This is a genomic window from Abditibacteriota bacterium (assembly GCA_017552965.1).
Lineage (GTDB): Bacteria > Armatimonadota > UBA5829 > UBA5829 > UBA5829 > RGIG7931.
On record JAFZNQ010000134.1, the window covers coordinates 1 to 22,390 of the forward strand.

The 22,390-nt window shown below is 56.3% G+C and carries 37 protein-coding genes; all 37 read left to right on the forward strand.

Annotated features, from left to right (window positions below; all coding sequences use genetic code 11):
• On the forward strand, window positions 1–142 hold a 142-nt coding region (tuf, locus tag IK083_10850), incomplete at its 5' end, for an elongation factor Tu (protein MBR4750050.1).
• A 42-nt stretch (window positions 143–184) separates the two neighbouring features.
• Window positions 185–502 carry a 30S ribosomal protein S10 gene (gene rpsJ / locus IK083_10855; protein ID MBR4750051.1) on the forward strand — a complete coding sequence of 106 codons (318 nt, stop codon included), beginning with the start codon at window positions 185–187 and terminating at the stop codon, window positions 500–502.
• A 1-nt stretch (window position 503) separates the two neighbouring features.
• Window positions 504–1,133, forward strand: a complete 630-nt coding sequence (gene rplC, locus IK083_10860) for a 50S ribosomal protein L3 (protein ID MBR4750052.1) — start codon at window positions 504–506, stop codon at window positions 1,131–1,133.
• A 2-nt stretch (window positions 1,134–1,135) separates the two neighbouring features.
• A complete protein-coding gene (gene rplD / locus IK083_10865; protein ID MBR4750053.1) occupies window positions 1,136–1,762 on the forward strand; it encodes a 50S ribosomal protein L4 in 627 nt (208 codons plus the stop codon).
• Window positions 1,759–2,067 carry a 50S ribosomal protein L23 gene (gene rplW, locus IK083_10870; GenBank protein ID MBR4750054.1) on the forward strand — a complete coding sequence of 103 codons (309 nt, stop codon included), beginning with the start codon at window positions 1,759–1,761 and terminating at the stop codon, window positions 2,065–2,067. Before rplD ends, rplW begins: the two co-directional genes overlap by 4 nt.
• Window positions 2,068–2,073: 6 nt before the next feature.
• Window positions 2,074–2,907 carry a 50S ribosomal protein L2 gene (rplB, locus tag IK083_10875; protein MBR4750055.1) on the forward strand — a complete coding sequence of 278 codons (834 nt, stop codon included), beginning with the start codon at window positions 2,074–2,076 and terminating at the stop codon, window positions 2,905–2,907.
• Window positions 2,908–2,916: 9 nt separating this feature from the next.
• Window positions 2,917–3,192, forward strand: a complete 276-nt coding sequence (gene rpsS / locus IK083_10880) for a 30S ribosomal protein S19 (GenBank protein ID MBR4750056.1) — start codon at window positions 2,917–2,919, stop codon at window positions 3,190–3,192.
• 146 nt (window positions 3,193–3,338) lie between these two features.
• Window positions 3,339–3,746: a 50S ribosomal protein L22 gene (rplV, locus tag IK083_10885; GenBank protein ID MBR4750057.1), complete on the forward strand. Its 408-nt coding sequence runs from the start codon at window positions 3,339–3,341 to the stop codon at window positions 3,744–3,746.
• A complete protein-coding gene (gene rpsC, locus IK083_10890; protein MBR4750058.1) occupies window positions 3,747–4,508 on the forward strand; it encodes a 30S ribosomal protein S3 in 762 nt (253 codons plus the stop codon).
• Window positions 4,495–4,911 carry a 50S ribosomal protein L16 gene (rplP, locus tag IK083_10895; GenBank protein ID MBR4750059.1) on the forward strand — a complete coding sequence of 139 codons (417 nt, stop codon included), beginning with the start codon at window positions 4,495–4,497 and terminating at the stop codon, window positions 4,909–4,911. Before rpsC ends, rplP begins: the two co-directional genes overlap by 14 nt.
• Window positions 4,911–5,117: a 50S ribosomal protein L29 gene (gene rpmC, locus IK083_10900; protein ID MBR4750060.1), complete on the forward strand. Its 207-nt coding sequence runs from the start codon at window positions 4,911–4,913 to the stop codon at window positions 5,115–5,117. The genes rplP and rpmC overlap by 1 nt, the downstream gene beginning before the upstream one ends.
• A gap of 6 nt (window positions 5,118–5,123) precedes the next feature.
• On the forward strand, window positions 5,124–5,378 hold the full coding sequence (gene rpsQ / locus IK083_10905; protein ID MBR4750061.1) for a 30S ribosomal protein S17: 255 nt from the start codon (window positions 5,124–5,126) through the stop codon (window positions 5,376–5,378).
• An 87-nt stretch (window positions 5,379–5,465) separates the two neighbouring features.
• A complete protein-coding gene (gene rplN, locus IK083_10910) occupies window positions 5,466–5,834 on the forward strand; it encodes a 50S ribosomal protein L14 (protein MBR4750062.1) in 369 nt (122 codons plus the stop codon).
• A gap of 16 nt (window positions 5,835–5,850) precedes the next feature.
• The gene (rplX, locus tag IK083_10915; GenBank protein ID MBR4750063.1) at window positions 5,851–6,216 is read left to right on the forward strand and encodes a 50S ribosomal protein L24; all 366 of its coding nucleotides are present in this window, start codon (window positions 5,851–5,853) and stop codon (window positions 6,214–6,216) included.
• 9 nt (window positions 6,217–6,225) lie between these two features.
• Window positions 6,226–6,765 (forward strand): 50S ribosomal protein L5, encoded by a 540-nt coding sequence (rplE, locus tag IK083_10920; GenBank protein ID MBR4750064.1) that lies wholly within the window; start codon window positions 6,226–6,228, stop codon window positions 6,763–6,765.
• Between the two features lie 17 nt (window positions 6,766–6,782).
• Window positions 6,783–8,804 (forward strand): elongation factor G, encoded by a 2,022-nt coding sequence (locus IK083_10925; protein ID MBR4750065.1) that lies wholly within the window; start codon window positions 6,783–6,785, stop codon window positions 8,802–8,804.
• 11 nt (window positions 8,805–8,815) lie between these two features.
• Complete coding sequence (locus IK083_10930) at window positions 8,816–9,001, forward strand: type Z 30S ribosomal protein S14 (protein ID MBR4750066.1); 186 nt, start codon at window positions 8,816–8,818, stop codon at window positions 8,999–9,001.
• Window positions 9,002–9,206: 205 nt separating this feature from the next.
• On the forward strand, window positions 9,207–9,605 hold the full coding sequence (gene rpsH, locus IK083_10935) for a 30S ribosomal protein S8 (GenBank protein MBR4750067.1): 399 nt from the start codon (window positions 9,207–9,209) through the stop codon (window positions 9,603–9,605).
• Window positions 9,606–9,615: 10 nt separating this feature from the next.
• Window positions 9,616–10,173 carry a 50S ribosomal protein L6 gene (gene rplF / locus IK083_10940; GenBank protein MBR4750068.1) on the forward strand — a complete coding sequence of 186 codons (558 nt, stop codon included), beginning with the start codon at window positions 9,616–9,618 and terminating at the stop codon, window positions 10,171–10,173.
• A 202-nt stretch (window positions 10,174–10,375) separates the two neighbouring features.
• Window positions 10,376–10,738 carry a 50S ribosomal protein L18 gene (locus tag IK083_10945; GenBank protein ID MBR4750069.1) on the forward strand — a complete coding sequence of 121 codons (363 nt, stop codon included), beginning with the start codon at window positions 10,376–10,378 and terminating at the stop codon, window positions 10,736–10,738.
• A 12-nt stretch (window positions 10,739–10,750) separates the two neighbouring features.
• The gene (rpsE, locus tag IK083_10950; protein MBR4750070.1) at window positions 10,751–11,359 is read left to right on the forward strand and encodes a 30S ribosomal protein S5; all 609 of its coding nucleotides are present in this window, start codon (window positions 10,751–10,753) and stop codon (window positions 11,357–11,359) included.
• The gene (rpmD, locus tag IK083_10955) at window positions 11,352–11,546 is read left to right on the forward strand and encodes a 50S ribosomal protein L30 (GenBank protein ID MBR4750071.1); all 195 of its coding nucleotides are present in this window, start codon (window positions 11,352–11,354) and stop codon (window positions 11,544–11,546) included. Before rpsE ends, rpmD begins: the two co-directional genes overlap by 8 nt.
• On the forward strand, window positions 11,546–11,989 hold the full coding sequence (gene rplO / locus IK083_10960; protein MBR4750072.1) for a 50S ribosomal protein L15: 444 nt from the start codon (window positions 11,546–11,548) through the stop codon (window positions 11,987–11,989). Before rpmD ends, rplO begins: the two co-directional genes overlap by 1 nt.
• On the forward strand, window positions 11,989–13,287 hold the full coding sequence (secY, locus tag IK083_10965) for a preprotein translocase subunit SecY (protein MBR4750073.1): 1,299 nt from the start codon (window positions 11,989–11,991) through the stop codon (window positions 13,285–13,287). The genes rplO and secY overlap by 1 nt, the downstream gene beginning before the upstream one ends.
• Window positions 13,288–13,362: 75 nt before the next feature.
• Window positions 13,363–14,004 carry an adenylate kinase gene (locus IK083_10970; GenBank protein ID MBR4750074.1) on the forward strand — a complete coding sequence of 214 codons (642 nt, stop codon included), beginning with the start codon at window positions 13,363–13,365 and terminating at the stop codon, window positions 14,002–14,004.
• 1 nt (window position 14,005) lies between these two features.
• Window positions 14,006–14,764 carry a type I methionyl aminopeptidase gene (gene map, locus IK083_10975; GenBank protein ID MBR4750075.1) on the forward strand — a complete coding sequence of 253 codons (759 nt, stop codon included), beginning with the start codon at window positions 14,006–14,008 and terminating at the stop codon, window positions 14,762–14,764.
• A gap of 11 nt (window positions 14,765–14,775) precedes the next feature.
• Window positions 14,776–14,997, forward strand: coding sequence for a translation initiation factor IF-1 (infA, locus tag IK083_10980; GenBank protein MBR4750076.1), 222 nt, complete (start codon window positions 14,776–14,778; stop codon window positions 14,995–14,997).
• A 120-nt stretch (window positions 14,998–15,117) separates the two neighbouring features.
• A complete protein-coding gene (gene rpmJ, locus IK083_10985) occupies window positions 15,118–15,234 on the forward strand; it encodes a 50S ribosomal protein L36 (protein MBR4750077.1) in 117 nt (38 codons plus the stop codon).
• A gap of 38 nt (window positions 15,235–15,272) precedes the next feature.
• Window positions 15,273–15,650: a 30S ribosomal protein S13 gene (rpsM, locus tag IK083_10990; protein ID MBR4750078.1), complete on the forward strand. Its 378-nt coding sequence runs from the start codon at window positions 15,273–15,275 to the stop codon at window positions 15,648–15,650.
• Window positions 15,651–15,663: 13 nt separating this feature from the next.
• Window positions 15,664–16,056 carry a 30S ribosomal protein S11 gene (gene rpsK, locus IK083_10995; GenBank protein MBR4750079.1) on the forward strand — a complete coding sequence of 131 codons (393 nt, stop codon included), beginning with the start codon at window positions 15,664–15,666 and terminating at the stop codon, window positions 16,054–16,056.
• 30 nt (window positions 16,057–16,086) lie between these two features.
• Window positions 16,087–16,743, forward strand: a complete 657-nt coding sequence (gene rpsD, locus IK083_11000) for a 30S ribosomal protein S4 (GenBank protein ID MBR4750080.1) — start codon at window positions 16,087–16,089, stop codon at window positions 16,741–16,743.
• Between the two features lie 20 nt (window positions 16,744–16,763).
• Entirely contained in the window at window positions 16,764–17,711 is a 948-nt protein-coding gene (locus tag IK083_11005; protein ID MBR4750081.1) for a DNA-directed RNA polymerase subunit alpha, read from the forward strand.
• Between the two features lie 57 nt (window positions 17,712–17,768).
• Window positions 17,769–18,245 (forward strand): 50S ribosomal protein L17, encoded by a 477-nt coding sequence (gene rplQ / locus IK083_11010; protein ID MBR4750082.1) that lies wholly within the window; start codon window positions 17,769–17,771, stop codon window positions 18,243–18,245.
• Window positions 18,245–18,976, forward strand: coding sequence for a tRNA pseudouridine(38-40) synthase TruA (truA, locus tag IK083_11015; protein MBR4750083.1), 732 nt, complete (start codon window positions 18,245–18,247; stop codon window positions 18,974–18,976). The genes rplQ and truA overlap by 1 nt, the downstream gene beginning before the upstream one ends.
• A gap of 16 nt (window positions 18,977–18,992) precedes the next feature.
• The gene (rplM, locus tag IK083_11020) at window positions 18,993–19,427 is read left to right on the forward strand and encodes a 50S ribosomal protein L13 (GenBank protein ID MBR4750084.1); all 435 of its coding nucleotides are present in this window, start codon (window positions 18,993–18,995) and stop codon (window positions 19,425–19,427) included.
• A gap of 79 nt (window positions 19,428–19,506) precedes the next feature.
• Window positions 19,507–19,899 carry a 30S ribosomal protein S9 gene (gene rpsI, locus IK083_11025; protein MBR4750085.1) on the forward strand — a complete coding sequence of 131 codons (393 nt, stop codon included), beginning with the start codon at window positions 19,507–19,509 and terminating at the stop codon, window positions 19,897–19,899.
• A gap of 175 nt (window positions 19,900–20,074) precedes the next feature.
• Window positions 20,075–22,384 carry a DUF4838 domain-containing protein gene (locus IK083_11030; protein MBR4750086.1) on the forward strand — a complete coding sequence of 770 codons (2,310 nt, stop codon included), beginning with the start codon at window positions 20,075–20,077 and terminating at the stop codon, window positions 22,382–22,384.
• Window positions 22,385–22,390 lie beyond the last annotated feature (6 nt).

Below are 22,390 nucleotides of genomic sequence, written 5' to 3' on the forward strand. Positions count from 1 at the left end.
CGAGATGGTCATGCCCGGTGACCACGTAGTCATCACTGCCGAGCTGATCCATGCTATCGCTATGGAAGAGCAGCTGCAGTTCGCTATCCGCGAAGGCGGCAGGACCGTAGGCGCCGGTATCGTTACCGAGATCATCGAATAGTTTGGCGGAGCGTCGCAAGACGCTCCCTTATCGGAGATATTCATGAGTAAAGACAATAAGATTCGTATCAAGCTGAAGTCCTTTGATGCCCGTTTGCTGGATCAGAGCGCTGCCAAGCTGGTGGATACGGTGCGCAACACCGGCGCCACGGTTTCGGGCCCTGTGATGCTCCCCACCGAGAAGGACATCTACTGCGTAAACAGAGGCACGACCATAGACAAGGAGTCTATGGAGCATTTTGAGACCAGGACGCACAAGAGACTCATAGACATTTACAGCAACGGTCCCAAGACCATTGATGCATTGTTCAAGCTTGAACTGCCCTGCGGCGTAGATATAGAATTTAAGGTGCCACAATAAAATGATTAACGGTATAATCGGAAAGAAAATAGGAATGACCCAGGTCTTTGATGAAATGGGCAACCTTACTGCCGTGACTGTTGTCGAAGCAGGTCCCTGCGTAGTGACGCAGATCAAGACTGCCGAGAAGGACGGCTACGAGGCTGTGCAGATCGCATTTGGCGACGTCAAGGACAAGCGCGTCCCCAAGCCTATGAAGGGTCATTTTGCCAAAGCCGGTTCTCCCTGCAAGAGGACCGTAAAAGAGATCAAGGTAGATGCTCTCGACGAAGTCAAAGTCGGCGACGAGATCAAGGCGGATATCTTCTCCACCGGCGATCTTATCAAGGTCACCGGCACCAGCAAAGGCAAGGGTTTTGCCGGCGCTGTCAAGAGATATCACTTCCATGGCGGCGAAGCCACTCACGGCTCCATGTTCCACCGCAAGCCCGCTTCCGGCGGCGCCACCGACGCGGCCAGGACCTTCAAGGGCTCCAGGAGACCGGGACACATGGGTAACAAGCAGACCACTCAGAGAGGTCTGTCCGTCTATAGAGTAGATGCTTTCAGAAATGTGATACTGGTTGCAGGCAGCATCCCCGGACCCAACGGCGGCACTGTTGTCATCACCAGACAGCTGCCCGGAGGATAATAATGGCTAAGACACAAATTCTCAATATGGCCGGAACGTCAGCCGGTGAGATAGAATTGAAGGATGACATATTTGCAGTGGAGCCCAACGTAGCTCTGATGCATCAGGTGGTCGTGGCCGAGGAATCCAACGCCCGCCAGGGGACCCATGACACCAAGAACAGGGCCCTCATCACCGGCGGCGGCATCAAGCCCTTCCGCCAGAAGGGTACCGGCCGGGCCAGACAGGGCTCCATCCGCGCGCCCCATATGTATCACGGCGCAGTGGTGTTCGGCCCTCATCCCAGAAGCTACAGACAGGCTGCTCCCCGCAAGATGAGACACAGCGCGGTGAAGTCCGCCTTTTCGTCCCGTCTCACCGACGGCGATATCATCGTGGTGGACGAGATCAGGCTGGACTCTGTCAGCACCAAGGCTTTCAACGGCTTTGTCAAGGCCGTGGGAGCCGCAGGCAAGGTGCTGGTCATCATCGCCGGCGACAACGAGATCGTGTGGAAGTCTGCCCGCAACATACCCGGCATGTGCCTGAGAGTTGCTCCGCAGATGAGCACCCGCGACATTCTCGCGGCCGACAAGATCATCATCGAATCGGCTGCCATTGGCAAACTGGAGGAGGTTCTGTTAAAATGAGAGACGGCTACACCATACTCAAGCGGCCTGTCATTACGGAAAAGGCCATGGACCTGACCGCCGACGGCGTGTACACCTTTGAGGTGGCCATGGACTCCAACAAGATAGAGATCCGCAATGCTGTCGAGACGGCCTTCAACGTCAAGGTCGCCAAGGTCAACACCCTGATCGTAAACGGCAAGAAAAAGAACGGTTACAGCAGACAGGGCAGGGGCCGCCGCGTCACCGGTACGACGGCGCCCTGGAAGAAGGCCTATGTGACCCTGCAGGAAGGCTACAAGATAGACATTTACGAAGGAGCCTAAACAGAAATGGCACTCAGAAGATACAAACCGATCACTCCCGCCCGCAGATACTATTCGGTATCTACCTTTGAGGAAATCACCAAGACCGTTCCCGAAAAGAGCCTCCTTGCTCCCATGAAGAACAAGGGCGGCCGCAACAACACGGGCCGGCTCACGGTGCGCCACCAGGGCGGCGCAGTCAAAAAGCAGTACAGGATCATCGATTTCAAGAGAAACAAGTTCGGTATAGAAGGCAAGGTGGCCGCCATTGAGTACGACCCCAACAGGAGCTGCCGCATAGCTCTCATCAACTACACCGACGGCGAAAAGCGCTACATCCTGTGTCCCATGGACCTGGCGGTAGGCAGCACCGTGGTTTCCGGCGAAAGAGTGGATCCCCGTCCGGGCAATTCCATGCCTCTTGCCAACATACCTCTCGGTACCCTGGTCCACAACGTGGAGCTGAAGCCGGGCAAGGGCGGCCAGATAGTCCGCTCGGCAGGCAACAGCGCCCAGATCATGGCCAAGGAAGGCAAGTACGTCACCCTCAGGCTGCCCTCCGGCGAGATGAGGAACGTGCTGGGCGTGTGCTACGCCACCATAGGCAGAGTAGGCAACGAGGACCATGCCAACATATCCGTCGGCAAGGCCGGCAGAAACCGCTGGCTGGGCAAGCGCCCCACCGTCCGCGGCGTTGCCATGAACCCCTGCGACCACGCTCACGGAGGCGGCGAAGGCAAGTCTCCCGTTGGCCGCAAGACGCCTGTGTCCAAGTGGGGCAAGCCCGCTCACGGCACCAAGACCAGAAAGCCCAAGCTGGCATCCAACAGGCTGATCGTTCGCAGAAGAGACAAAAAGTAGAGGAAAGACATGGCTAGATCATTGAAGAAAGGCCCTTATGCCGACCCCAAGCTGCTTGCCAAGATCGAGAAGATGAACGAGTCCGGCTCCAAGTCTGTCATACAGACCTGGTCCCGCCGCTCCACCATATTCCCTCAGATGATCGGACACACCATCGGTGTGCACGACGGCAGAAAGCACGTACCCGTATTTATCAGTGAAAATATGGTGGGTCACAAGCTGGGTGAATTTGCTATCACCCGCACTTTCAGAGGGCATCAAAAGTCTGAGAAGACTTCGAAATAACCGAACCGGCGGAAAGGGCGGGATGCCCTTCTCCCTCTTTCCGCATCACAGAGCAGCCAGGCGCTGCACAAAATCTATAATTATGTTTTCCCAATGCAGAGGTGCATTGGATGATGGAGGTCACAAAAGTAATGGCTGAAGACAAAATGCAAGCTATTGCAAAAGCACGCAACGTGAGAACCTCGCCGCGCAAGGCTCGTCTTGTCATCGACGTAGTCAGAGGCAAGAGAGTCGACGAAGCTTTGGCTATGCTTCAGTTCACGCCGAACAAAGCAGCCAGACTGATCGAAAAAGTGGTTCGGTCAGCTGCAGCCAATGCCGAAAACAACTACCATATGGACGCCAAGAACCTGAAGATAGGTCTGGCCATGGTAGATGGCGGCCCACTGATGAAAAGACTCAGATACGCTCCCATGGGACGGGGTTACAGGATGGTCAAGAGACTGAGCCACATCACCATAGGCGTGGAAGAGTGCGAGCCTTCGGTAAAGAAGGCCAAAACCGCCGCGAGCGTCAAGGCTCAGGAAGCAGGATCTGAAGGAGGACAGGAATAAATGGGACAAAAAGTCAACCCCATAGGTCTTCGTATTGGCGTAAACAGAGATTGGGATTCCAAGTGGTATGCCAATGACAAGGATTTTGCCAAGAAGCTTTTGGAAGATGTCAAGATAAGAAAGACTCTGAAGAAGCAGCTCTATGAAGATGCTGTTTCCTCGGTGGAGATCGAGAGACCTGCAGGCAACAAGGTGCGGGTCACCATCAACGCCGCCAAGGCGGGCCACATCATCGGCCGCGGCGGAGAGGGCATCGAAAGGGTGCGCAAGACAGTGGAAAAGCTGTGCGCCGACAAGACCCAGGTGTCCATCAACGTAGTGGAGATAGTCACTCCCGAGACCAACGCCCAGCTGGTAGCCGAGTCCATCGCCCAGCAGATAGAAAAGCGTATATCTCCCAAGAGGGCTATGAAGCAGTCCGTCAAGAGAGCCATGTTCGCCGGAGCCAAGGGCATCAAGGTCCGCTGCGCCGGCCGTCTGTCCGGCGCCGAAATGGCCCGTATAGAGAAGGAAAATGACGGCAAGGTGCCTCTTCACACTCTCCGGGCCGACATAGACTACGGCTTTGCCGAAGCCTGGACCCAGTACGGTCACATCGGCGTCAAGGTGTGGATATACAAGGGCGACGTGCTTCCCGGCCACAGAAGAAAGCTGCAGGAAGCCAATCCCAGAAAGAACAAGAAGTTCGGCGCCCACAAGGGCGGCGTGAGACGCCGCAATCCTAATAACAGCAGGGGGAACAAGCGAAATGTTGATGCCTAAAAAAACCAAGTACAGAAAGCAGCAGCGCGGTTCTCGCAAGGGCGTAGCCACCAAGGGCAATACTGTAGTATTCGGTGAGTTCGGCCTTCAGTCACAGGAAGCCGCCTGGATCACCGCCAACCAGATCGAAGCCGCCAGAGTCGCCATGACCCGTTATATGAAGAGAGGCGGCCAGGTGTGGATACGCATCTTTCCCGACAAGCCTATCACCAAGAAGCCTGCCGAGACCCGTATGGGTAAGGGCAAGGGCAATCCCGAGGGATGGGTCGCTGTTGTGAAGCCCGGAAGAGTCATGTTTGAGATCGGCGGCGTAGCCCCCGAGATCGCATACGAAGCGGCCAGGCTGGCCATTCACAAGCTGCCTATCAGCGTGAAGGTCATTACCAAAGAGGAGGGAGCATAGTGAAGTCCACAGAATACAACAGCAAGGTCAAAGCAGCATCCGACGCCGAACTGGAGAAGATGCTCGCCGACGAGAGAAAGAATCTCTTTACTCTCAGGCAGCAGAAGGCTTTCAGACAGCTGGACAACGTTCACGCTATCCCCGAAGCCAAGAAGAACATCGCTCGCATCCTCACCGAGATGAGAGACCGCGAGATAAAAGGATAACAGGTCATGGATAGAGGAAGAAGAAAGATCAGGACCGGTCAGGTCATCAGTGACAAAATGGATAAGACTGTCGTAGTGTCCATCACATCTCTTGTGAAGCATCCTCTCTACGGAAGATTCGTCAAGAAGACCAAGAAGTTCAAGGCCCATGACGAAAACAACGAGTGCGGCATCGGCGATACCATAGAGATCATGGAGACGCGTCCTTTGTCCAAAGATAAGCGCTGGCGTTTTTCTCGCATGATAGAAAAGGCCAAATAATAGGATCTTGGGGCTTTCTCGTGGTAAGACGGCGTCCTTTCACACCGCCTTAAGCCTTGAAAGCCCGCATATTGAAAGGAAACAAGTATGGTACAGATTTATTCCCGTTTGAAGGCCGCTGACAACAGCGGCGCCAAGGAAATACTCGTCATCAGAGTATTGAAGGGCTCCAATACCAGATACGCCGGCATCGGCGACATCATAGTAGGGGCGGTGAAGTCCGCCACCCCCGGCGCCACCGTCAAGAAGAGCGAGGTGGTGAGAGCCGTTGTAGTCCGCACCAAGAGAGATATCTGCCGCCCCGACGGTTCCATTCTGCGTTTTGACGACAACGCAGCGGTGGTCATCAACAACAACAACGAGCCCCGCGGAACACGTATTTTCGGACCTGTGGCAAGAGAGCTCAGAGACAGCGGTTTCATGAGAATAGTGTCTCTTGCTCCTGAAGTGCTGTAGTCGGAGGGTGATTATCATGAAAAAATTCAAAGCAGCCTATAATGGCAAACTGAAGCTGAAGAAGGGCGACGAGATCATCGTTCTTTCCGGCAAGGACAAGGGCAAGCGGGGCAAGGTCATCGAGGCAATGCCCGACACGGGCGAAGTGAGAGTTGACGGCATCAACATAGTGAAGAAGCACCAGAAGAGCCGCGCCACTACCACCAGAGCCATCGCCCAGCAGCAGTCCGGCGAGATCACCATGCCCGCCGCCATCAGCGCTGAAAAGGTGATGCTCATCTGCCCCAAGTGCGGCAAGCAGACCAGGATAGCCAAGGACGTGACGTCCGCCGGCGTTTCTGCCCGCAAGTGCAAGAAGTGCCGCGAGTGGATCGACGAGTAGGAGCATACAATGGCAAGATTAAAAGATATATACAAGCAGGACGTGGTTCCCGCTCTGATGGACAAGTTCCAGTACAAGAACATCATGCAGGTGCCCAAGGTCACCAAAGTGGTGGTCAGCATGGGCGTGGGCGCCGCTATCCAGGACCCCAAGATCATGGACGGCGCTGTCAGCGACATCACCAAGATCACCGGTCAGAAGCCCCTGGTCATCAAGTCCAGAAAGTCCATCTCCAACTTCAAGCTCCGCGAGGGCATGAAGGTGGGGACCAAGGTGACTCTCCGCGGCGCCATGATGTACGAGTTTCTCGACCGCTTCTTCAACATCGCTCTGCCCCGTGTCCGCGACTTTCAGGGCATAGACACCGAGAGCTTTGACGGCCGCGGCAATTTTTCCACCGGTCTGAAGGAACAGCTGGTATTCCCCGAGATCGCCTATGACAAGATAGACCGCATCAGAGGTATGAATATCGCTATTTGCACCTCTGCCAACACCGACGAGGAAGGAAGAGAGCTGCTGAAGGCTCTGGGACTTCCCTTCAAGAGATGATCTGAGGGAGCCGAATCATGAAAAATTATCCCGTTGATGCGATCAGAAACATCGCCCTGGCCGGTCATGGCGGCACAGGCAAGACCACTTTGATCGAAGCGATGCTGTTCAACGCCGGCGTCACCAGCCGCCTGGGCAAGGTGGACGACGGCAACACCGTGTCGGACTACGACGTGGACGAAGTGTCCCGCAAGATGAGCCTCTACACCACGGTGTGCCCCCTGGAGTGGAAGGACACCAAGATCAATCTGGTGGACACTCCGGGCTTTGCCGACTTTATCGGCGACGTCATCGGAGCCATGAGCGCCGTGGAGACCGCCCTCATAGTGGTTGACGGCAGCGGCACCGTGGAAGTGGGCACCGACAACGCCTGGGAAAAGGCCACCGAGGCCGGCATCGCCAAGATATTCTTTATCAACAAGCACGACAAGGAAAACATGAGCTGGAGCGGCACCATCGACGCCCTCCGGGACGCCTACGGTCACGAAGTCACCCCCGTGTATATCCCCATCGGCAAGGAAGCCGGTTTTTCCGGTGTGGTGGACATCCTGAACAAGAAGGCTTACAAATACGACGCGGCCAGGAAGGCCTCTGCGGAGATCGACATCCCCGCGGATATGACCGACCAGGCCGAGGAGCTCAGAGCCCAGCTTATCGAAAACATCGCCGAGGTGGATGACGAGCTCACCGAAAAGTATCTGCTGGAAGACACTCTCTCCGAAGAGGATATAGCCTTCGGCTTCAAGAAGGGTATCAGCGAAGGCAAGTTTTATCCCGTGCTGGTGGGCTCCGCTGCCCTCAACGTGGGCATAGACAATCTGATGGACTTCATAGCCGCATACTGCCCCGCTCCCAAGGTGGAGGAGGGCGGCCTGAAGGCCCGCGTGTTCAAGACTCTGGCAGACCCCTACGTGGGCAAGCTGACCTACTTCAAGGTCATCTCCGGCACCTTTTCCGGTGATTCGAGGGTCTATGACGTGAACACCGAAAAAGAAGAGAGAGTGGGCCAGGTCTATCACGTGCTGGGCAAGACCCAGACAGGCGTCAGCGAGATCAGCACAGGCGACATAGGCGCCGTAGCCAAGCTGGCATCGGTGCAGACCGGCGACACTCTGGGCGAAAAGACCACCGAGGCTCTGCCCGCCCTGAACTTCCCCGAGCCCGTATACGCTCTGGCCGTCAAGGCCGCCAACAAGGCTGCCGAGGACAAGATGGGCCCCGCCTTTGCCAAGCTGATGGAAGAGGATCCCACCTTCAAGACCTATCGCGACAACGAGACCGGCCAGTCCATAGTCGCCAGCCTGGGTGACGTGCATCTGGGCATCACCATGGACAAGCTGAAGAGAAAGTTCGGCGTGGAGGTCACTACCGAGACCCCCAAGGTGGCCTACAGAGAGACCATCACCATCACAGCCGAGGCCCAGGGCAAGCACAAGAAGCAGACCGGCGGCAGCGGCCAGTACGGCGACTGTACCATCCGGATGGAGCCCATGCCCAGAGGCGGCGGCTACGAGTTCGTGGACGCCATCGTGGGCGGCGCCATACCCCGCCAGTATATACCTGCGGTGGACAAGGGCATCCAGGAAGCCATGACCAAGGGCATCCAGGCAGGCTGCCAGTGCGTGGACATCAAGATCACCTGCTTCGACGGCAGCTACCACCCCGTGGACTCCAAGGATATAGCCTTCCAGATGGCCGGCAAGATAGCCTTCAAGGTTGCGGCCGAAAAGGCAAAGCCCGTGATACTGGAGCCTATCATGAAGGTGAGGATCACAGTCCCCAGCGATTGTATGGGCGACGTGATGGGCGATCTGAACACGAAGCGCGGCAGAGTGGCAGGCATGGACGATGCGGGCGCCGGCAGGCAGATCATCAACGCTACCGTTCCTCAGAACGAGATGCTGAATTACTGCATAGAGCTTCGCTCCCTGTCCAAGGGCCGCGGCAAATTCACCAGTGAGTTTGACCACTACGAAGAAGCGCCCATGAACATCACTCAGAAGATCATTGCGGATTATGAAAAGTCCAAGGAAGAATAAAGAGGTTCTGTATGGCTAAAACATGTCTTATCGAAAAACAAAAGAGAGCGCCGAAGTTCAAGGTCAGAGCTTACAACCGCTGCGGCGTGTGCGGCAGGAGCCGCGGATACATCCGCAAGTTCGGCATTTGCCGCATCTGCTTCAGAGAGATGGCTCACCGCGGGCTTATCCCCGGCGTGACGAAATCCAGCTGGTAGTCAATTATCCGGAGGGCTCCGGGCCCTCCGGCAGCGCAAAGTATCGTCCCGATCAGACGATAACTGCGCACAGTATATTTTTATGCCGGTAAGTCAGGCGCCGCGAGGGGCAGCATACGCTGGCTATCGAAGGCTTGACACATTGTGAGCATTTTTGATAAAATATAAGATGGTCACTTGTTTTTATGGAGGATCACATATACAAATGATGGTTACAGACCCCGTTGCCGATTTGCTTACCAGAATAAGAAATGCAAATCAGGCAAGTCACGAATCCGCTCTTGTTCCTGCCAGCAAGCTGAACATGGAGCTGGTGAAGATCCTGGCCGACGAGGGCTTTATCAAGGGCTACGACATGGTAGCCGATGCGAAGTTCCCCACGGCCAAGGTGTATCTCAAATACGGCCCCAAGCAGGAAAAGATCATTACCAACCTGAAGAGGATATCCAAGCCCGGCCTGCGTGTTTACGTCAAGAGAGACGCAGTCCCCAGAGTGCTCCGCGGCCTGGGTATCGCTATCATCAGCACCTCCAAGGGTGTGATGGTGGACCGCGAGGCCCGCAAGCTGGGCATCGGCGGCGAAGTGTTGTGTTACGTGTGGTAGGAGGACAGCAATGAGTAGAATAGGAAAGCTGCCCATCGCCATACCCAAGGGCGTGGAAGTCAAGCTGGATGCCACCAACATCAACGTCAAGGGCCCCAAGGGCTCTCTGGACGTCGCTCTTCATCCCGACATCACTGTCAAGGTGGAGGACGGCAACATAGTATGCACCAGACCCACCGACAGACCCGAGCACAGGAGTCTGCACGGTCTGATGAGGGCTCTGATCAACAACGCTGTGACAGGCGTCACCGCCGGCTTTGAAAAGAAGCTCAATATCATCGGCGTGGGCTACCGCTGCGAAATGGCGGGCAAGAATCTGAAGCTGATCGTCGGCTATTCCAACGACGTGATCATAGAGCCTCTGGAGGGCATCACCTTTGAATGCGGTATCGAAGGCCCTCAGAGAACTCCCTTTATCTTTGTCCGCGGTATCAGCAAGGAGACCGTAGGCCAGCAGGCCGCCCTTATACGCCGGGTGCGTCCTCCCGAGCCCTACAAGGGCAAGGGTATCCGCTATGCGGGCGAATACGTGCGCCGCAAGGTGGGCAAGGCCGCAGTCAAAAAATAATCGTTACCCATCCGCGCCGCTGCCTGACGCAGCGGCCGCGGTCAGGTATATCCGGTCTGTTGTCACAGCCGCGTAAGTCTCAGAAATATCTATACCGGGAGACGGTGAGAGCCACAGCCTTGTGCGACGGTATTCATATTGGTATAGCGGCGTGAATCTTCCGGCCGGAGATCACCTATCTAATCTGAAGACGGAGGAAACAATGAAGAATTCCAAGGAAATGCTTCGCAAGAGAAGACATTTCAGACTGAGAAAAAAGCTCTCAGGCACCCAGGAAAAGCCGAGGCTGAACGTGTTCAGGAGCCTGAACAACATTTATGCCCAGGTCATCGATGACACTAAGGGAAGCACCCTGGTCGCAGCGTCAACTCTTGATGCGGCGATAAAGTCCGCTCTCGAAGGCAAGTCCAAGAAGGACGCCGCCAAGATGGTGGGCGAGCTTGTGGCCAAAAAGGCTCTCGAGGCCGGTATCACCACCGTGGTCTTTGACAGAGGCGGCTACAAGTATCACGGAAGAGTTGCTGCACTGGCTGAAGGGGCCCGTGAAGCCGGTTTGAAGTTTTAGGAGCGAAGTGATATGGCAAGAATTAATCCCGACAAGCTGAACCTTGAAGAGATAGTGATCAAAACCAACAGGGTCCAGAAGACCACCAAGGGCGGACGCACACTCAGCTTCAGCGTCCTGGTAGCCGTAGGCGACAAGGCCGGGCACGTGGGCGTTGGTCTGGGCAAAGCCGCTGCCGCTCCCGATGCCATCAGAAAGGGCGTGGAGGATGCCAAGAAGAACATCATATCCGTCCCTCTCGTTCACGGCACCGTTCCTCACGAGGTATTTGACAAGTACGGCGCTTCCAACGTGGTGGTAAAGCCTGCTTCTCACGGTACCGGAGTCGTGGCCGGCGGCGCAGTGAGACCCATTCTCGAGCTTGCCGGCGTGACCGACGTGCTGGCCAAGATACTGGGCTCGCGCAACGCAGTCAACGTGGCCAAGGCCACCATCAACTGCCTCAAGGATATGCAGGTAGCCGAGGACATCTGCGCTGCCCGCGATGCCAAGCTGGAGACCCTGGTCCCCTGGTATGCAAGACAGAGAAAGGCTGAGGCGGCCGATGCCGAGGCTCCGGCGGAGACTGCTGTTCCGGAACCGGCAGAGACCCCTGCAGCGGAGGAGGAGACAAATGCTTAAGATCACCCTTGTAAAGAGCCTTATCAAGAGCAAGCCCGACCAGATCGGCACAGTCCGCGCTCTGGGTCTCGGCAAGGTGGGCTCTGTAGTATTTCAGGCCGAAACAGACTGCATAAAGGGCATGATAGGCAAAGTCGGTCATCTCCTTTCCGTAGAGGTCGTATCAGACGAGGAGGCTTCCAAATAATGAGATTACACGATCTGAAACCCAATCCCGGCGCCAAGAAGGGCCGGAAAAGAATAGGCCGCGGCCCCGGCTCCGGCAGAGGCACTACCGCAGGACGCGGTATGAACGGTCAGAAGTCCCGCTCCGGCGGCGGCGTGATGGTGGGTTTTGAAGGAGGTCAGACTCCTCTCTACAGGAAGCTGCCTCACAGAAAAGGCTTCAAGAGCATCAACAAGAAGGAATACGTGGTAGTCAACGTGGCGGACCTGGACGTGTTTGAGGCCGGCTGCGAGATCACCATCCCCGTTTTGCAGGATGCCGGCATCATCAGCAACCTCAAGGACGGCGTGAAGATCCTGGGAGGCGGCGAGCTGTCCAAGGCCTTCACCGTCAAGGCAAACAAATTTTCCAAGTCGGCCATTGACAAAATTCAGGCTGCCGGAGGAACTGTGGAGGTCATCTAATGCTTGCATCTCTTATGGCTGCCATCCGCAGTCCTGAGCTGAAAAAACGTCTCCAATATCTCGTCCTGATGATGGCGGTGTACGTGTTGGGCCTGCATATCACTATCCCCGGCGTGGACCCCTCCAAGCTGTTCGGTGAAGGCGGGGCCTTCAGCGGCGGTCTGGTCGATATGATGGATATGTTCGGCGGCGGCGCATTCAAAAAATACGCCATCTTCGCCATGGGTATCATGCCCTACATCAACGCGTCCATTATCATGCAGCTTCTGACCATCGCTTTTCCCAACCTGGCTGCCATGCAGAAGGAAGGGCCTGCCGGTCAGAAAAAGATCAAGCAGTGGACCAGATGGCTCACGGGCATACTGGCCTTTTTCCAGTCGTTCATGATGACTATGGTGCTCAAGAACTCCAACGCCATCAATGACAACGGTCTGGGCTGGCTGTATATCGTGTATATAGCGGTCATCCTTACCGCAGGCACCTGCTTCCTGGTGTGGATGGGCGAGATGATCACCGAGAAGGGCATAGGCAACGGTGTATCCATCGTGATCTTTGCCGGTATCATGGTCACTCTTCCCTTCCAGCTGTTTTCGTCTGCGGCTCTGGCCGCTTCGTCCGGAGTGGGCGGCTGGTTCAGATATGCCCTGCTGCTCCTGGTGTTCGTGGCCACCGTAGCCTTTATGGTGTCCGTGACCCAGGCAGTGCGCAAGGTGCCCATTCAGAACGCCCGCCGCACCGTGGGCAACAAGGTGTACGGAGGCCAGGCGACCCACCTTCCCCTGAAGGTGAATTCCGCCGGCGTCATCCCCATCATCTTTGCCGTGTCCATACAGTATTTTCCTCTGACCATTGCCAACGCTCTGGCCCAGGGCAATACGGACAACTGGTTCGTGCGGTTCGCCTCGGACTTTGCTCCCGGCGGCTCCTGGTGGGGCTCCCTCATATACGCTGTGGGCATATTGCTCTTTACCTACTTCTACACGGCTGTCACCTTCAACGTCGCCGACGTGACGGACAACCTGAAAAAGCAGGGCAGCTATATACCGGGCATCAGACCCGGCAAGCCTACTCAGGAATATCTGGATAAGATCATGACCAGGATCACCCTTTTCGGCGCTATCTTCCTGGCTATAGTGGCTCTTATACAGTATTATATCCCGGGCTGGCTGGGCTTCGGCGGTACCTTTTCTCTCATAGGCGGCACCTCTCTCCTGATCGTGGTGGGCGTAGCCCTGGATACCATGCAGCAGATAGAGAGCCAGCTCCTTATGAGACACTATCAGGGCTTTATAAAATAAGAGAATGCGATCGCAGGCAGCAGACACACTGCTGCCTTATTCGCATGTAAATGCGTCTTTTGCAAGGAGAGTAGTATGAGGATCGTGTTGTTCGGACCTCCGGGGGCCGGAAAAGGCACTCAGGCCGTGAGGCTTTCGAGGGCTCTGGGCGTGCCCCATATTTCCACCGGCGATATGCTGAGAGAAGCTATCAGCAGGGAGACTGCCGTAGGGCTTTCCGCCAAGGGCTACATGGACAAGGGCTTTTTGGTCCCCGACGAGATAGTGCTGGGCATAGTGAAGGACAAGATCGCAGCGGACTGCCGCGAGGGCTTCATTCTGGACGGCTTTCCCAGGACCATACCCCAGGCAGAGGGCCTGGACGCCCTGCTTGCCGAGCTGGATATGCCTCTGGAGGCAGTGGTGGATCTGGAGCTGGAGAGCAGGCTCATAGTGGAGCGCCTTTCCAGCCGTATGGTGTGCCCCGGCTGCGGCGAACCCTACAATACCAGGTCCAAGATGCCCGCCAAGGAAGGTGTGTGCGACGTGTGCGGCTGCGAGATCATCCGCAGGGACGACGACATGCCCGACGCCATACAGAACCGTCTGGACACCTATGCAAGGCTCACCGCTCCCCTTATCAGCTATTACAGGGACAAGGGTATCCTGAAGGGCGTTGACGCCTCCGGCAGCATCAATGAGATAGAGCGTCTTATCAGGGACGCGCTGGGAGTATAGCTTGGTAACCAAAAAGACTCCCCGGGAGCTGGACCGCCAGAGAAGCGCCTGCAAGGTGGTGGCCGAGGTCCTGCAGTATGCAGGCCGGGCGCTCAGCCCCGGTATGACAACTCTGGAGCTGGACAGGCTCATAGACGCAAAGTGCGCCGAGCTGGGCGCCGTTCCCTCCTTCAAGGGCCTCTACGGCTTTCCGGGGGCTGCCTGCATCTCGGTGAACGACGAGCTCATACACGGCATCCCTTCGGACAGACGGGTGCTCAATGAGGGAGACATAGTGTCGGTGGACTTCGGCGCCTGCAAGAACGGCTATCACGGCGATTCCACCGTGACCTTTGTGGTGGGAGGCCCGGACAAGGCCTCCGAGGAGGCCGCAAGGCTGCTCACGGTCACCCGCAACGCTCTCGCGATAGGCATCAAAAACGCCTTTCCCGGCAACAGGCTGGGGGATCTGGGCAGCGCCATCGAGGAATACGTCACGAGCATGGGCTGCAGCGTGGTCAGGGAATACGTGGGCCACGGCATAGGCAAGTCGGTCCATGAGGACCCCTCGGTGCCCAATTACGGGGTCCCGGGCAAGGGACTGAGGCTTTCCGAAGGCGTGGTGCTGGCCATAGAGCCCATGGTGAACGCAGGCTCTCCCGCCATCAGAGTGTTGGACAACAAGTGGACCGTGGTCACCCGGGACGGGGCGCTGTGCGCTCATTTTGAGCACACGGTGGCCGTCACCAAGAACGGTCCGGAAATATTGACAAAGCTATAGGAGGTGTTTCTTTGGCTAAAGAAGAAGCTATTACCGTAGAAGGCAGAGTGGTGGATTCGCTGCCCAATGCGGCCTTTAAGGTGGAGCTGCCTCAGGGGCCCATCATCACAGCCCATATATCGGGCAAGATGCGCATGAACTATATACGCATATTGCCCGGCGACAGGGTGACGGTGGAGCTGAGCCCCTACGATCTGACCAGGGGCAGGATCACATATAGATTCAAAAATTAGTTATTCATCCCTGCAGCTTAAGAAAGACTTTACTTTTGGCATTAATTGTGATATAATAGATTATTGCCATTATATATTTATGTGTCCATAGGCGTATGGGCACCAGGTAAGGAGTGACTCATGAAAGTCAGAGCTTCTGTAAAGCCTATGTGCGACAAGTGCAAGGTAATCAAGAGACACGGTGTGGTCAGGGTTATCTGCTCTGCGTATCCTAAGCACAAACAAAGACAAGGCTAAGAGACCGGATACAAAAAGTTATTGGAGGAAAACGTAACTTGGCAAGAATTGCAGGTGTGGACTTACCTCGGGACAAAAGGATCGAGTACGGACTGACCTATATCTTCGGCATCGGGCTGACCAGCTCCCGCAAGATATTGGCCGACGCCGGCGTAGATCCCGACACCAGGGTCAAGGACCTGTCTGAGACCGAAATAGGCCGTCTCAGAAAAGTGATCGAAGACAGCTACACTGTCGAAGGAGACCTCAGGCGTGAGGTCGGCATGGCTATACGCCGCTTAGTGGAAATAGGCTGCAACAGGGGGAGACGTCACAGGATGAATCTTCCGGTGCGCGGTCAGAGAACAAAGACGAATGCAAGAACCAGAAAGGGCCCGAGAAAGACAGTCAGCAGGTCCAAGAAGGCAGCAGATTAGGGGAGGCTTTTAAGTGGTACGAAAACAAGTTGAACGCGTCAAAGCAAAGCCCAAGAGAAATGTTGCTCACGGTGTGGCTCATATCAAGAGTACCTTCAACAACACGCTGGTGTCCATCACCGACGACAACGGACAGGTACTGAGCTGGTGCTCCGCCGGTCAGGTGGGGTTCAAGGGCTCGAAGAAGAGCACTCCTTTTGCTGCATCCCTTGCTGCCGACAAGGCCGCCAAGGCCGCCATGGAGCACGGTCTGCAGAAGGTGGACGTGATGGTAAAGGGTCCCGGTTCGGGAAGAGAGACAGCTATCAGAGCGCTGGCCACCGCCGGTCTCGATATAGTTATGATCAAGGACGTGACGCCCATTCCTCATAACGGCTGCAGACCCCCCAAGAGAAGAAGAGTATAGTTTGCATAGTTTGCATTAAAGGAGATTTATATGTCATCACAGAGTATCCCTGCCTGCAAGATGTGCAGACGCGAAGGATCAAAATTATATATCAAAGGCACCCGCTGCTATTCCAAGAAGTGCCCCTTTGACACCGTGAAGAGCGGCAAGAACAGCGAGAAGGCAGTTCCTCCCGTTCCCGGTATGCACGGTCAGAGCATGCAGCGCAAGCTGTCCGACTACGGCCAGCAGCTCCGCGAGAAGCAGAAGCTGAAGAGGATCTACGGCATGCGTGAGAAGCAGTTCTCCATCGACGTGGCAGAGGCTGTCCGCCAGCCCGGCGTCACCGGCGAGAACCTGCTGAGACTGCTGGAAGTGCGTCTGGACAACGTGGCCTTCAGGCTGGGCTTTGGCTTCAGCCGCAAGCAGGCCAAGCAGCTGGTCAGCCACGGTCACGTGCAGGTCAACGGCAAGAAGGTGGATATCCCCTCCTACAAGGTCAAGGTAGGCGACGTGGTCTCCGTGTGCGAGAAGGCCAGAAGCATAGCCTTTGTAGTGGATTGTCTTGCAGCCAATTCAAGGAACACTCCTCTCTGGCTGTCCCTGGATGCCGGCGCTTTTTCCGGCAAGGTAGTCAGCCTGCCCTCGAGAGAGCAGATCGACACAGACGTCAACGAGCAGCTGATCGTTGAATACTATTCCAGATAGTCGCGGAGGTGACTTGAATTATGGGTAATGACGAGCCCAGAATCATTGTAAAGAAAGAAAGCGACCTCTCCGGTCAGTTTGTAGTGGAGCCTCTGGTCCATACCTTCGGACACACTGTAGGCAACGCTCTCAGGAGAGTGCTTCTTCACAACATAGAAGGCGCTGCGGTCACTTCGATCAGGATCGAAGGGATCAACAACGAGTTTCAGACCATACCCGGCGTCCGGGAGGACGTGACCGAGTTCATGCTGAACATGCGGGGCCTGTATGTCAAGATGCTTGCCCCCGCCGGCGATACGGACGGGCGTGTCCTCAGGATACACGTGGAAGGCAGCGGACGCGTGACCGGCGCCGATATCCAGTGCGCCACCAACGACGTCATCATTGTCAACCCGGATCTGTATCTGTGCGAGATCACCGACGAGGCCGGCGTGCTGGACGTGGAAATGACTGTGGAGAAGGGCTACGGCTTCGTTCTGCCCGAACAGCAGCATATACACAAGGACGGAAACATCGGCATCATACCCATGGCATCCGTATTCACTCCCGTTATCAAGGTCTCTTATGACGTGGAGCCCACGAGAGTAGGCCACGACACCCATTTTGAGAGGCTGGTGCTCAACATTGAGACCAACGGCACCGTGACTCCCATAGAGGTGCTGACGGAGAGCTGCAAGATACTCATCAGGCAGTTCAATCTCATACGCAGCGTGGCGGGAGACGTAAGCGACGTGACCTTTGGCTTTGACGGGCCGGCCGTGTCGGATCACAAGCTCACTCAGAGAGTGGAGGATCTGGCATTCGGCCACAGGACGGCCAATTGCCTTCGCAGAGAGAACATCCAGACGGTGTCCGAGCTGCTGAATTACAGCGAGAGCGACCTGCTGAAGCTGCGGAGCTTTGGCAAGAAATCCCTGGACGAGGTCATTGCGAAGCTGGACGAAATGGGGCTTGCCCTCAAGAAATAGGTTCACGATCCCCGCTTGAGGGATCACATCAAATAAGAGTAAGGTGGTTTATATACTATGCGACACAGAGTTGCAGGCAGAAAGCTCGGTTTGCCGACCGATCAGCGTATGGCTCTTTTGAAGGGACTGGTGCGCAATCTTATCCTCAATGAGGGTATCATTACTACCGAGCCCAGAGCAAAGGAAGCCAGAGTTATGGCCGAAAAGCTGATAACTACCGCGAAGAAAGGCTGGTTTGCCAAGGACGACAGTGAGCTCACCCCCGAGGAAAGGGCTCAGAAGGTCCATGCTATCAGAATGGCGAGACGCCTGATGCCCGCCCCCAGGATGCCCAAGAGCGTGCTGGCCATGAAGGGCGAGAAGCAGAAGGCCGCCAAGGCCGCCATCAGAGAGCATGACGCAGTAAAGCATTTGTTTGAGGACGTATGTCCCAAGGTGGCCGACCGCAAGGGCGGCTATACCAGAATAACCAAGGTAGGCTTCAGAAGAGGCGACAACGCCTCCCTGGTCAAGCTGGAGCTCGTCCTTGATTGATGAGAAACGTCAGGCTTATCCTGGAGTATGACGGCACAGCCTATTCCGGCTTTCAGCGGCAGCCCAACGGGCCCACAGTCCAGGCTGCACTGGAGTCTGCCATAAAGAGTGTGGTCGGCAAGGACGTCACCCTTTATGCGGCGGGCAGGACGGATGCGGGCGTGCATGCCACAGGACAGGTCTGCAGCTTTCTCACCGACACGGATATCGGCGAGGAGGGCCTTTTTGCGGGGATCAACTCCTTCCTTCCCGACGATATTTCGGTGTCGCGTCTCGAATTTGCCGATCCGGATTTTCACGCCAGATATTCGGCAGTGAGCAGGCATTACAGCTACAGGATACTCAACAGGAGGGCTCCTTCGGCTCTCGCTTTCAGATACACCTGGCATGTGAAGCGGCTCCTGGACCCGGAGAGGATGAGACGCGCCTCAGGTCCCCTGCTGGGGACCCATGACTTCAGGTCTCTGGCCAACGCCGGCTGCGCGGACAACACCGTGAGGACGGTAAAGTCTTTGTCCATTCACAAAGACGGCGATATAATATATATCGACATCGAGGCCGACGGCTTTTTGCGCAGTATGGTCCGGAACATTGCCGGTCTGCTGACGGAAGTCGGCCTGGGAAAGAGGGAGCCCGAAGCCATCGAGGGCCTATTGGAGAAGAGAGACAGACGTCTGGCGGGGCTGTGCGCCCCGGCCAAGGGTTTGTTTTTTACAAGAGTAGATTATTAAACAACGAGGATATGTAATGAAGACATATTTGGCTAAGAATGAAACTGTAGAGCGCAAGTGGTTCCTGATCGACGCTACCAACATGCCTGTAGGCCGTCTTGCAGCCGAGACAGCCAAGATTCTCAGAGGGAAGAATAAGCCCATATTTACTCCCAACGTGGACTGCGGTGACCATGTGGTCATCATCAACGCCGACAAGGTCAGGCTCACCGGCAACAACAAGGCCGCCGAGCCTATCTACCGCCATTCCGGTTATCCCGGCGGATTGAAGCAGCGCCCCAGAGGAGTGTATCTGGAGATGCTGCCCGTCAACTACGTGATGAGGACGGTGAGAGGCATGCTCCCCAAGAATACCCTGGGAAAGAAGATGCTCAAGAAGCTGCGCGTATATGCGGGACCCGAGCACGAGCAAGCTGCTCAGAAGCCCGTACAGATCTCATTCGACAAGTAATTACAGCCTGCCCGCGCTCAGGGCCGGAGGCCCATTTCCTCCGTCTCGGCGCCGGCTATATTCAAAAAAGGTGGACAAATTGGATAAACAAAGATATTACGGCACAGGCCGGCGCAAGAATGCGGTAGCCCGCGTGTGGCTCACCCCCGGCGAAGGCAACATCATCATCAACGGCAGACCCATGGCCGAATACGTGGGCAGAAAGTCTCTGGAGATACACGTCACCCAGCCCTTTGCCATCATCGACGCTATGGGCAAGTTTGACGTGTGGGCGACAGCCACCGGCGGCGGCATTTCCGGCCAGGCCGGCGCTGTCAGACACGGCATCGCCATCGCGCTCACTCAGTTTGACGAGGAAAACAGGACCGCGCTCCGCCGCAGCGGATTTCTCACCAGAGATCCCCGCGTCAAGGAAAGGAAAAAGTACGGACGCAAAAAGGCCAGAAGAGGCTTCCAGTTCTCCAAGCGTTAAGCCTATCTGCATCAGGCAGTATATACGTCCCCGCACAGCCGCAGGCTCTGCGGGGCTTTTGTTTTGGCGCCGGCAGGTCCCGCCGTTTTGCTGCCCGGGGCAGGGCCGTATATGCTATAATAAGACTGGCTGTGTTCGTATTATTCTACATCTCCGAGCGCGCCATGGAGGAAATATGCGTCTTATCATCCTTGTTCTTGCCGTATTGTGCGCCGCTTTGCCGGCTCTCTCTTTGGACCTGACGGAGGCCGCCATAGTCCTGGGCCCCGACGCCGACCCGGCGGAGGAGACTGCCGCTTCCGAGCTTTCGGCATATCTGCAAAAGATCACCGGCCGTGAGTATCCCGTCACTGACCGGCAGCCCTCGGAGGGGCCTGCCATATACGTGGGGCAGACGGCGCAGGTAAAGAGCCTGCTCCCGGACTTTGACTGGGACTCTCTGAAGGACGACGGCACCCTGATAAAGAGCGGAAAGAACTATCTCGTGCTGGCGGGGGACAGGCCCCGGGGCTCCATTTACGCCGTATACGGCTTTTTGGAGGACTATTTGGGCTGCAGGTTCCTGACGGCCCACGCGGAGACCGTGCCCGTGAGGGACAGGATAGTGGTCAAGGACAATATCTACAAGACCCACGTTCCTCCCTTTACTTACAGAGAGGCCCTTCTCTGCATGAACTACATCAACCAGCAGACCACTGCCAAGATGCGGGTCAACGGGGACAACGGAGCCATTCTGCGGGAATGGGGCGGCAACAGGAGCATGTGGAGGATCGACCATTCCTTTGCCAGGGAGCTGCTGCCCGGCGAAAAGTACTTTGACGAGCATCCCGAGTGGTTCGCCCTGCGGGACGGCGTCCGCCGGCCCGTGCAGCCCTGCCTGTCCAATGAGGAGGCTCTGAAGGAGGTGGCCGAGAACATCCGGGAAGAGATCAGGACTCTCGGCCTGAAATGCGTCTCGGTGGGCCTCAACGACAACAACCTCTGCTGTCAGTGTCCGGAATGCGAGGCCCTGGCGGAAAAATACGGCGCCCAGTCCGGGGTGCTGATATACGCCCTGAACCATATATACGAGCTAATCAGGGACGAATACCCCGACGTGATGCTGGAGACCTTTGCCTATCTGCACACAGCGGAGCCTCCCAGGGGGATAAAGCCCTGCGACCACGTGGTGATAGTCTTGTGCGACATAGAAAACAACTTCGGCGCCTCTTTTGCCGAGACCCCAAAAAAGCCTCTCTTCCTGCCGGAAAACGCCAGATATTTTCTCTACGCCGACCAGCAGACCGTGAACAGCGAGTATTATCGCAGGCTTATGGAATGGGGCACATTAACCGACAATCTCTTTATCTGGCACTACGTGGCCAACTTCAGCAACTATCTGATCCTGCATCCCAATATAGCCCCCTTCAAAAGGGACATACAGGCCTTCCGGGACGCCGGGGCAAAGGCAGTGTTCTTTCAGGGTGACCGGAACAACGCCTACGCGGGCTTTACGGCCCTCAGAAACTACGCGCTTTGCCAGCTGGCCTGGGACCCGGACAAAGATGAAGACGCTCTCATGAAGGATTTTATGCAGGGCTTTTACGGCGCCGGCTGGGAGTATATCTGCAGGATATGGGAATACGCCCGGGAGATAGTCGAAAAGCGCCATATCTTCATCAGCACCTACTCTTATGACAACTCCTGGCTCACCAAGGAGGAAATGGCGGAGATCTTCCGCCTGTTCGCCCTGGCCCTGTCCGCCGCCTCGGAGGACGAGGACGCCCGGTACCGCATCTATTACGACCTGATGTGCTTCCAGGTGGGCTGGTATCTGGCAGACGACGAGACCAGAGACTACTGCGCCCGGTCGGGCTGGATGACTATATCAGACCCCGACAGGTTCGCCCGTTATTTCCTCGGATTTGCCCGGGATAACAGTATCCTGGAGTTCAGCGAGGGCGGCCCCGTGGAGAATTCCATCCTGTCCGGCTACAAGCCCAAAGAGAAATCGGGCAGCGTCCCTGACCTGTGCGAAGGTCTGGCAGACGAGGAGTGGATCGAGCTGCTGCCGGACGATTTTGCCATCATCCAGAAGGGCGCTCTGGCAGACGTGCTGGAGGACCCGGAGGCCGTGACGGGCAGGGCCTGCGTGCTGTATTCGGATACTGCCGAGTGGAATATGGCGTCGGGGATGTCCAAGCTGTGCTTTTATCTCTCCGACAGAGGCTACAGGGCCTGCGACGTCTTCGTGTCGGCAAAACGCGCCGGCGAGATGAACGACCCGGAGGCGGACGCCCTGCAGGTGATCACCTGGGAGCCGGGCTACGGTCTGGAGAAGACCTTCAAGGCCCGGGAGCTGGGAGAGAGCTACTCTCTTCTCAAGGCCGGGAGCTTTGAAATAAAGCGCAAGCCCAATGCCGATATGTTTCTGTATCCCCTCAATCATCCGGAGGGCTGCAAAGAGGTGTGGATAGACAGGGTGATACTTATCCCCCGCAAATGACAGCCG